Here is a 9,334-nt window from a genome sequence, read left to right on the forward strand (position 1 = left end):
AAATTGATTGGTTTTATTCATAAGCAATGTGATTGGTCTACCAGAGGTGAATATAATGAAAAAAGCATTACTCTTATTAGGTGGTGCGTTAATGATTAACTTTTCGGTTTATGCTGCGGGTGATGTTGAAGCAGGAAAGAGTAAATCAGCAAAGTGTGTCAGTTGTCATGGCGTTAATGGCAAAGTTTCTATTCCTACCTATCCTAATCTTGCTGGACAGAATGAAGTTTATTTAGACGTATCTATGCATGCCTATAAAAAAGGTGAGCGTACCGGTGGTTTGGCAACGGTAATGAGCGCCTATGTGAACAATTTATCTGATCAGGATATTGCTGATTTAGCTGCGTATTACGCTAGTTTGGGTGAGAAAGAGTAGAGGATGGTACAAGAGTGGTAAAAACGGGCAGTTTACCTGCCCGGGTTCGGAAAAATCAGTCGGCAAGACTGATCTCAATTTTGCCAATCGTTGGATGACTGAAGTAAGCAATGTTGTCGAGTCTCAGCTCTTTTTGTTCTCCGGCAACATCAACAATCAGATATTCAACCTGCTTTCTTAACAGTAAATCGCAGGCTTTAGCCTCCAGTCTTTCACCACCTCTTAGTTTTATCTCAAGAACTAAATGGTGCTGACAGGCGAGCTCTAAATTATCATAGTCATCACAGTTTATGGGTTGGTACTCTTTTTCAGTCATCACCATAATCACTCACCAATAAATTAGCGGCAGCATAAGCCGCTTGTTCCCTAACGGCAGACGATAGCGTTTCATCAGCGGCAATATCGTCTAGTGTTTTTAATACGCATCCTAACGCATCTGACACATACCCAAGATCGCCGCTGGCGATTTGAGCATATTTACGACGAACAAGTTCGCTGTAGTTGTGCATGTCATCCTCCCTGGCAGCTCATCTCATGTTATGCCGCGTTACTCGGCAAAACCAAATCAATGTCAGAATGTTATCTGCACCGATCACCGTGCTGACTATAGCATAGTTGTTATTCTTTATATCAGCTACTTGGAGACGGTTTGGATAATAAATTTATCGGATTGATTTACTCTAAATTTATTCCGCTTAGCAGTGCATTTTCAATGTGTTATTCGCCAAAATTTTATGTCTAAGATATCGGTGGATTATGTTTATGCCAGACGATTAACTACCTGATTAACGATGTGTTCCGGTGATGAATTGGTTACACTAGCCACCACTTTACTCTTTTATTCATTCGGGCACTCCTTTCATGGCGTTGAAAGCAACAATATATAAAGCAACGGTAAACGTTGCGGATATGGATCGACAGGTCTATTCCGATACAGGATTAACTCTGGCGCAGCACCCATCAGAGACTGAGCAACGGATGATGCTACGTTTGCTGGCCTGGATTTGTCATGCCGATGAACGCTTATTTTTCACTAAAGGGCTGTGTGCGGACGATGAGCCGGAATTATGGCTGCGTAATGACCATAACGGTATCGTCCTTTGGGTTGAGCTGGGATTACCTGATGAGAAACGATTAAGGAAAGCCTGCCATCAATCAGAGCAGGTGGTGTTATATACTTATAGTGAAAGGGCGGCTAAAGTGTGGTGGCAACAAAATCAAAGTAAGTTAGAAGGCCACAAAAATTTAGCCGTCTATTTTATCGATGATGTTCAGCTTAAACAGCTGTCTTCAATGTGTCAGCGAAATATGCAGCTACAGGCGACGATTCAGGATAGTGCCGTCTGGCTATCCGATAGTCAGAATAACTGTGAGTTGACGTTTGAAACCTGGAAAATATTCGGCGAATAATGTTATGGGGCTAGTTATCTCTGCGGGCGTCACCATTCCCGATGATGAAATCATATTGAGCGCTATTCGGGCTCAGGGGGCGGGTGGCCAGAATGTGAATAAGTCGTCTACGGCGATTCATCTTAAATTTGATATCAAAACATCCAGCCTGCCTGAATTTTATAAACAGCGTTTATTGGTACTTAATCATCATTTAGTGACCAGTGAAGGTGTGGTGGTGATTAAAGCTCAGGAATATCGCAGCCAAGAGCAGAACCGCGAAGCGGCACTGGCTCGATTAGTAGCATTAATTCAGGAAGCAACCCGTTTTCAGAAAGTGAGAAGAGCGACGGCGCCAAGCAAAAACGCCAAGCGTAAACGTTTGGAGAGTAAAGTTCGCCGGGGAGAAACCAAAAACCTGCGGGGCAAAGTTGATTTTTGATAATAAAAATCCCGCCGTAGCGGGATTTGAGACTGCTGACAAACGCTTCTAAATTAGCGTCAGTGGTTGTTCCGGCTGTAAAAGCACTGAGTAAATATCATTATTGTGCTCAGCCGGAAGACCGTTATTATTTGATTACGGGGGCGACAGGCCTACACCTCCTACGGGCACTCCGGCAGCTCTCGCTGCTACGACCCCCACGGAGATCTCTCCTGTCGTTTGACAATGAAGCAGGTTTATATATTCTCCAACGATAGCTGAGGTTTGATTTGCGATAGTAGGAACGACACGATTTCATCGCTTTTAATCATCTGCTTATCACCACCACGGCGATATTTATATTCCATTTCATTGTTATCCAGATTGCGATCGCCGATAACCACCGTATGTGGAACACCAATCAACTCCATATCTGCGAACATCACGCCTGGACGCTCTTTACGGTCATCAAGTAGTACATCAATGCCTTTTGAACGCAGAGTGTCATATAACTGCTCGGCAACTTCTTGAACGCGGAATGATTTATGCATATTCATTGGCACAATAACCACATCAAACGGGGCAATAGCATCAGGCCAGATGATACCGCGCTCGTCATGGTTCTGTTCGATAGAAGCTGAAACCACGCGAGTGACGCCGATACCGTAGCAGCCCATGGTCATGGTCAGGTTACGGCCATCTTCACCCTGAACTGTTGCTTTCATGGCTTCGGAATATTTAGTACCCAGTTGGAAGATATGACCGACTTCAATACCGCGTTTAATCAGCAGGGTACCTTTACCGTCCGGGCTTGGATCGCCAACCATGACATTACGGATATCAGCAACCGTTGGGACGGCTAGATCACGTTCCCAGTTAATGCCGAAATAGTGTTTATCATCAATATTGGCGCCAGCACCAAAATCACTCATCGCCGCCACGGTGCGGTCAATAATGAGCGGAACTGGCATGTTAATCGGCCCTAAAGAACCCGGTCCGGCACCAACAGCGGCACGAATTTCTTCTTCTGAAGCAAACGTCAGCGGGCTGGCAACCGGTGGTAAGTTTTGAGCTTTGACTTCGTTCAGTTCATGGTCACCGCGAACCAACAGGGCAATCAGTTTATGACCGCTCTCTTCTGCTGCGTGAACCAGTAACGTCTTAACAGTTTTTTCTACCGGTAGATTAAATTGTTCAACCAGCTCATTGATGGTTTTTGCATTAGGTGTATCAACCAGACGCATATCTTCCGATGGTGCTGGACGAGATTCGGAAGGCGCAATGGCCTCTGCCAACTCAATGTTGGCGGCATAGCCTGATTCGGTTGAAAACACGATATCGTCTTCACCGCTATCCGCTAATACTTGGAATTCATGGGAGGAACTACCACCGATAGAGCCGGTATCAGCCAGAACCGGGCGGAAATCTAAACCAATGCGGGTAAAGATTTTGCTGTAGGCATCATACATTTTGTCGTAAGTCACTTGCAGTGACTCCGGCGTAGTATGGAATGAGTAAGCATCTTTCATAATAAATTCGCGAGAGCGCATAACGCCGAAACGCGGACGTACTTCATCGCGGAATTTAGTTTGAATTTGGAAGAAATTCAGCGGTAACTGCTTATAAGAGCTGATTTCATTACGCACTAAGTCAGTGATAACTTCTTCATGGGTAGGGCCTAAAACAAACGGGCGCTCACCGCGATCGACAAAGCGTAATAGCTCCGGACCATATTGTTCCCAGCGGCCGCTTTCCAGCCATAAATCGGCAGGTTGCACTACCGGCATAGAAACTTCGAGTGCCCCAGCGTTGTTCATCTCTTCGCGAACGATGTTTTCGACCTTTTTAAGGACGCGTAATCCGGTTGGTAACCAGGTATATAAACCTGATGCCAGCTTACGGATCATGCCAGCACGCAGCATTAGCTGGTGGCTAATGACTTCTGCATCGGCCGGCGTCTCTTTCAGGGTTGAGAGCAGGTATTGACTAGTACGCATGATGTAGTGCTTCCATTTAATCTTTAAATAATGGCGTTTTTTTCTCTATTGGCTATCGGAAAACGTAACGTCGGATAGTACCAACAGGGCATTGGCCTGATTTTTAAAAGTAGTCTAGTGTATCAGTGACTTTCCTCACTCAAAAGAGAGGAAGCGGAATTTCTAGCGTCTATCGATAGAAATTACCTGCGCCTGAGCGTTTTCTACCCGCCAACGCACGTTAAACTCCAACAAATGAACCGCAAACTCTCTGGCCTGCTGCTCATCTTTTCGGTATGCGGGACGAGGGTCCTGCGCCAATACCTGAGAGATAAAGCGCTCAAGCTGAGGATAAGTTCGCTGTTCTCGCTGTAATACTTGCTCCGCCTGTGGGGAGAATGTCACCGACATATTGGCTTCTGGTGCATCTTGAGCAAAACCAGCCTGAGCATGAGGGATGCTTTCTGCAAAGGGTAAATAAGGCTTGATATCAACCACCGGAGTGCCATCAACCAAATCAAGGCTGCCAAGCTTAAGGGTAATTTCTGAACCCTGCTGGTGGATACCTTTTAGTTCTACCAGTGACATACCAATCGGGTTTGGCCGGAACGTGGAACGGGTAGCGAATACGCCCATCCGGGCATTCCCCCCTAAGCGAGGTGGGCGAACCGTTGGTCGCCAGCCGCCTGCTTGAGTCTGGTGAAAGATAAACACTATCCAGATGTGGCTAAACTGTTCCAGCCCGCGCACGGCTTCGGCCTGATTGTATGGTGGTAACAGCAACAGTTCTCCGCCACCATCCTGAATTAGTCCAGGCTGGCGGGGAACCGCAAACTTCTCTTTATAGGGCGAGCGGATAACGCCGATGGGGTTAATATTCAGCGTTGTCATTTAGAAATTGACGTGCAATGCCGTGCCTTCACAGATAGCAACCTGATAGCAACCCGGCGCTGAGGCCATCATTTCACAACGCGTTAATAGTACAGCGTTGGCATTTTTATAGGCGGCTCTTTTTTGCATATTTAACATAGCCGCAGTGATGCTTGGTGGTGAATCCTGAGCGGTAAACTGGCATGAGTCACCGGAGACTGAACCCAGTTCTTTAAAGGCCGCACCGGATAGTTCAGCTTCGGTTTTATACAGTTTTACCGGCTCTAGCTCTGCGGATGTTGTCCCTGATTGAGCACAACCACCCAGCAAAACGGCAAACAGGCAAAGAGTGAGAATTCTCATGTTATTTCCTCGAAAAAGCGTATTGACCCACAGGGCGCGTAATTTCACTGAAATATCAGTGAATATCAATAAAAAAACAGTGTACAGCCTGATGATGAAAAACCAATAAAAAAGGCAGATATTGCTATCTGCCTGAGTATATTAACCTGAGAAGAATTTATCAGTCAGATAAATTATTACCAGCCTTTAACTGCGCCGCCCTTAAACTCTTCATCGGCCGCTTTATATACTTCATCAGACTGGAATGCCTGAACGAATTTTTTCACGTTTTCAGCATCTTTGTTGTCTTCACGGGCAACGATGATGTTGACATAAGGTGAGTCTTTGTCTTCTACGAAGATGCCGTCTTTAGTTGGTGTTAAACCAATTTGGCTTGAATAAGCGGTATTAATCACAGCCAGAGTGATTTGGTTGTCGTCTAAAGAACGCGGTAACTGTGGCGCTTCCAATTCAACAATTTTGAATTTTCTTGGGTTTTCAATAATATCCAGTGGGGTTGGCATTAAACCAACACCATCTTTTAGCTTAATCAGACCTTGCTTTTGCAGTAGCAGCAATGAACGACCGAGGTTAGTTGGATCGTTTGGTACCGCAATTTGAGAACCGTCTTTTAACTCATCAAGAGATTTAATTTTCTTGGAATAAGCAGCGATAGGATATACAAAAGTGTTACCAACCGGGGATAGCTTGTAGCCACGTTCTTTTATTTGCTGATCCAGATACGGTTTATGTTGGAACGCATTCAGGTCGATATCGCCTTTGTTTAAGGCTTCGTTAGGCAGGACATAGTCGTTGAATGATACCAGTTCCACGTCTAAGCCATATTTATCTTTAGCAACCTGTTTTGCTACTTCGGCCACTTTTAATTCTGCACCAACGATCACACCAACTTTAATGTGATTAGGATCTTTTTCTTCCTGGCCGCATCCCGCCAACGCGAGAGATCCAATAAGAGCACCAACAGCGGCAAATGTTTTAAACTTAATTAACATATTTTATCTCTCTATTTACAGTACGCTGCAAGCAGCACAATTTATCTTTATCAAAGCCATTATTTATGACTGACGGCTTTAACGAGGTAATCACCACAGAGCTGGATCAAATAAACCAATATAACTAATAGCACAAGAACGGTATTCATCACTGTGGCATCATATCTGACATATCCATATTGATAGCCTAACTGACCTAACCCCCCAGCGCTCACGGTACTCCCAACAATTGCCGAGTAGCCCACCAGAGTAATCAAGGTAATTGATGCACTGTTGATTAAACCCGGTAATGATTCAGGCAAGAGCACTTTATAAACGATTTGCAGGGGTGTTGCCCCCATAGCACGGGCCGCTTCAATTAAACCGGTGGATATTTCCAACAGCGTATTTTCTACCATACGGGCAATAAAAGGTGCTGCGCCAATACTTAATGGCACTAAAGCCGCTTTTAATCCAATAAAAGTACCCATAATCAAATCGGTGAAAGGAATCATCCACACGATTAAGATAATAAATGGTAGCGACCGGAATATATTCACCACCGCCGACATGGCGCGGTAAATCACCGGATTATCCAGTATTTGTCCTGGTCTGGTTACGTAGAGCAGTACGCCAGCAGGTAAACCAATAAGAAAGCCAAAAAAGCCAGAGGCAAACGCCATGACAATGGTTTCCCAGGTGGATTTAGCCATTAACCACATCATTGCTTCAGACATAACCTAATACCTCAACTTTTACGTGGTGTTCCTGGAAAAACTTAATAGTGGCAAGCGTATCTTCGTGAGTGCCGTGAATTTCAGTCAACATAACGCCAAACTTCACACCACCGGCATAATCCATTTGGGCACTGATAATATTGTTATTAATGTTGTAGCGACGAGCTACCTCAGACAGTAAAGGAGCATCAACTGACTGACCGGTAAACTCCAGTCGTAGTAATGGATGCGTATTCTCTGTCTGTTCTGCGGTCAGTCTGCTGGAGTAATCATCAGGGATGTCTAAATGTAGAGTCGACTGAATGAATTGCTGAGCCAGCGGAGTTTTAGGATGAGAAAACATGGCGCTGACGCTGTCTTGCTCAATCAATTTACCATCGCTAATCACTGCGACCTGATCACAGATGCGCTTTACGACGTCCATTTCATGAGTAATTAACAGAATGGTTAAGCCTAAACGACGGTTAATGTCTTTTAACAGTTCCAGAATAGAGCGGGTTGTAGCCGGATCCAGCGCACTGGTGGCTTCATCACACAACAAGACCTTAGGGTTGCTGGCCAGCGCACGGGCGATAGCTACTCGTTGTTTTTGTCCACCTGATAGATTAGCCGGATAAGCATCATGCTTATCGCTGAGGCCAACCAGCTCTAATAATTCGGTAACCCGACGTTTTCTTTCGTCAAACGGTACGCTATCAAGCTCTAATGGCAGCGAGACGTTACCGAATACGGTACGGGAAGACAGTAGATTAAAGTGTTGGAAAATCATGCCAATCTGGCGACGAGTTTTGGTCAAGGCTGAAGATGGCAACGCCGTCAGATCCTGATTATCAATCAAAACTTGGCCGGAAGTTGGGCGTTCAAGCAGATTCACGCAGCGAATAAGCGTGCTTTTTCCGGCGCCGGATGCACCGATAACGCCATAAATTTGTCCGGCTGGAACATGGAGGCTCACGTCTGAAAGAGCGGTGATTGTCCGGTTCTTCTGCTGGAATATTTTGGTAATATTCTGAAGTTTAATCATATTTTTCTTTAAGGTTGCTACTGTTACGGTGGCTGTTGTTATCAATAATAACCACCGATCATAAAATAGAACTCAGCAAATGCTAAGTGATTGGATGGATGCTAAGGCGTCTAGACGTCTAAGTCAAACTGTTTTGGATCTATCGAAACGTTCCGACAGTGGGTAAAATCATGCGATACTAGACAATATCTAACGCCATCAGGAGTGATGAATACGTGGCAAATCTTATACCTGCAATTTTTCTTGACCGTGACGGCACACTAAATGTTGATCATGGCTATGTACATGAAATCGATCAATTCCAATTTATTGATGGCGTGATTGAAGCCTGCCTTGAACTCAAAAAGATGGGATTTGCTTTAGTTGTGGTAACGAATCAATCCGGTATTGCTCGGGGCAAGTTTACTGAAGAGCAATTTATCACGTTAACGGAGTGGATGGATTGGTCTCTTGCCGATCGTGATATTGATTTAGACGGTATCTATTATTGTCCTCATCATCCTGACGGAGAAGAAGGTGAATTCCGTCAAACGTGTGACTGCCGTAAACCGAAGCCTGGTATGTTGATATCGGCACAGAAGGAACTGAATATCGATATGGCTGCTTCTTATATGGTTGGTGATAAGGCCGATGATATGCAAGCAGCAATAAATGCCGGGGTTGGTCATAAGGTCTTGGTCAGAACTGGGAAAGCGATTACCCCAGAAAGCGAAGCCCTCGCGGATGTAGTGTTGGATAGCCTGGCAGCATTACCAAATGCTATCAAAGCGGGGCAGTTTAGCTAATTATCAGCATAAATTTTCCGCAAACAGTAAAAAAATTTATTTAGGGCTTGCTATTCATCATAATACCCCTATAATGCGCCTCCACTGACCCGGCAACAGCCGGCGAAGACAGAGTTTAAGATGAATAAATCTGTGATTTAACACTTGACTCTGTAGCGGGAAAGCGTAGTATACGCAGCCCGTGCCACAGCAAGCGAAGCTTACTGTTGGCCATGCTCTTTAACAATTTATCAGACAATCTGTGTGGGCACTCACAAGACGGTATCTCACGCTGTAACACTTCGGTGTTCAGCACAAAAAAATACCAAGTCTTAAAGAGTGACCAGACAGTAATTCATTTGTGAATTATTGAAAGTAATCTTTGAGCATCAAGCTTTTAATTGAAGAGTTTGATCATGGCTCAGATTGAACGCTGGCGGCAG

12 protein-coding genes are annotated in these 9,334 nt (G+C 44.9%); 4 read left to right on the top strand and 8 right to left on the bottom strand.

What is annotated here, in order from left to right; all coding sequences use genetic code 11:
• The first annotated feature begins 55 nt into the window (after positions 1–55).
• Positions 56–376 carry a c-type cytochrome gene (locus BMZ28_RS07575; RefSeq protein WP_047781754.1) on the top strand — a complete coding sequence of 107 codons (321 nt, stop codon included), beginning with the start codon at positions 56–58 and terminating at the stop codon, positions 374–376.
• A 55-nt stretch (positions 377–431) separates the two neighbouring features.
• Here the strand turns inward: BMZ28_RS07575 and rof are convergent, their stop codons facing one another.
• The gene (gene rof, locus BMZ28_RS07580; protein ID WP_047781753.1) at positions 432–698 is read right to left on the bottom strand and encodes a Rho-binding antiterminator; all 267 of its coding nucleotides are present in this window, start codon (positions 696–698) and stop codon (positions 432–434) included.
• Positions 685–885 (bottom strand): YaeP family protein, encoded by a 201-nt coding sequence (locus BMZ28_RS07585; protein WP_047781752.1) that lies wholly within the window; start codon positions 883–885, stop codon positions 685–687. The genes rof and BMZ28_RS07585 overlap by 14 nt, the downstream gene beginning before the upstream one ends.
• 352 nt (positions 886–1,237) lie before the next feature.
• On the opposite strand from BMZ28_RS07585, the gene BMZ28_RS07590 reads away from it, so the two are divergent.
• Together BMZ28_RS07590 and arfB are read left to right on the top strand one after the other, a co-directional pair.
• Positions 1,238–1,786: a YaeQ family protein gene (locus tag BMZ28_RS07590; protein WP_074822029.1), complete on the top strand. Its 549-nt coding sequence runs from the start codon at positions 1,238–1,240 to the stop codon at positions 1,784–1,786.
• A 4-nt stretch (positions 1,787–1,790) separates the two neighbouring features.
• Positions 1,791–2,207 carry an alternative ribosome rescue aminoacyl-tRNA hydrolase ArfB gene (gene arfB, locus BMZ28_RS07595; RefSeq protein ID WP_074822032.1) on the top strand — a complete coding sequence of 139 codons (417 nt, stop codon included), beginning with the start codon at positions 1,791–1,793 and terminating at the stop codon, positions 2,205–2,207.
• 236 nt (positions 2,208–2,443) lie between these two features.
• Here arfB and proS read toward each other — a convergent pair whose 3' ends face one another.
• The 6 genes from proS to metN all read right to left on the bottom strand — a co-directional run bounded on the left by proS (position 2,444) and on the right by metN (position 8,127).
• A complete protein-coding gene (gene proS / locus BMZ28_RS07600; protein WP_074822034.1) occupies positions 2,444–4,183 on the bottom strand; it encodes a proline--tRNA ligase in 1,740 nt (579 codons plus the stop codon).
• Between the two features lie 162 nt (positions 4,184–4,345).
• Positions 4,346–5,053 carry a tRNA (N6-threonylcarbamoyladenosine(37)-N6)-methyltransferase TrmO gene (gene tsaA / locus BMZ28_RS07605; protein WP_074822036.1) on the bottom strand — a complete coding sequence of 236 codons (708 nt, stop codon included), beginning with the start codon at positions 5,051–5,053 and terminating at the stop codon, positions 4,346–4,348.
• Positions 5,054–5,395, bottom strand: coding sequence for an Rcs stress response system protein RcsF (rcsF, locus tag BMZ28_RS07610; protein ID WP_047781747.1), 342 nt, complete (start codon positions 5,393–5,395; stop codon positions 5,054–5,056).
• 176 nt (positions 5,396–5,571) lie between these two features.
• The gene (locus tag BMZ28_RS07615; RefSeq protein ID WP_047781746.1) at positions 5,572–6,387 is read right to left on the bottom strand and encodes a MetQ/NlpA family lipoprotein; all 816 of its coding nucleotides are present in this window, start codon (positions 6,385–6,387) and stop codon (positions 5,572–5,574) included.
• 59 nt (positions 6,388–6,446) lie between these two features.
• Complete coding sequence (locus BMZ28_RS07620; protein WP_047781745.1) at positions 6,447–7,103, bottom strand: methionine ABC transporter permease MetI; 657 nt, start codon at positions 7,101–7,103, stop codon at positions 6,447–6,449.
• Complete coding sequence (gene metN / locus BMZ28_RS07625; RefSeq protein ID WP_047781744.1) at positions 7,096–8,127, bottom strand: methionine ABC transporter ATP-binding protein MetN; 1,032 nt, start codon at positions 8,125–8,127, stop codon at positions 7,096–7,098. The genes BMZ28_RS07620 and metN overlap by 8 nt, the downstream gene beginning before the upstream one ends.
• A 215-nt stretch (positions 8,128–8,342) precedes the next feature.
• Between metN and gmhB the strand changes: the two genes are divergently transcribed.
• A complete protein-coding gene (gene gmhB / locus BMZ28_RS07630; RefSeq protein WP_074822039.1) occupies positions 8,343–8,912 on the top strand; it encodes a D-glycero-beta-D-manno-heptose 1,7-bisphosphate 7-phosphatase in 570 nt (189 codons plus the stop codon).
• The last annotated feature ends 422 nt before the right edge of the window (positions 8,913–9,334 follow it).

Origin of the sequence: Pragia fontium DSM 5563 = ATCC 49100, from assembly GCF_900112475.1 — a bacterium.
GTDB classification, from domain to species: Bacteria; Pseudomonadota; Gammaproteobacteria; order Enterobacterales; family Enterobacteriaceae; genus Pragia; species Pragia fontium.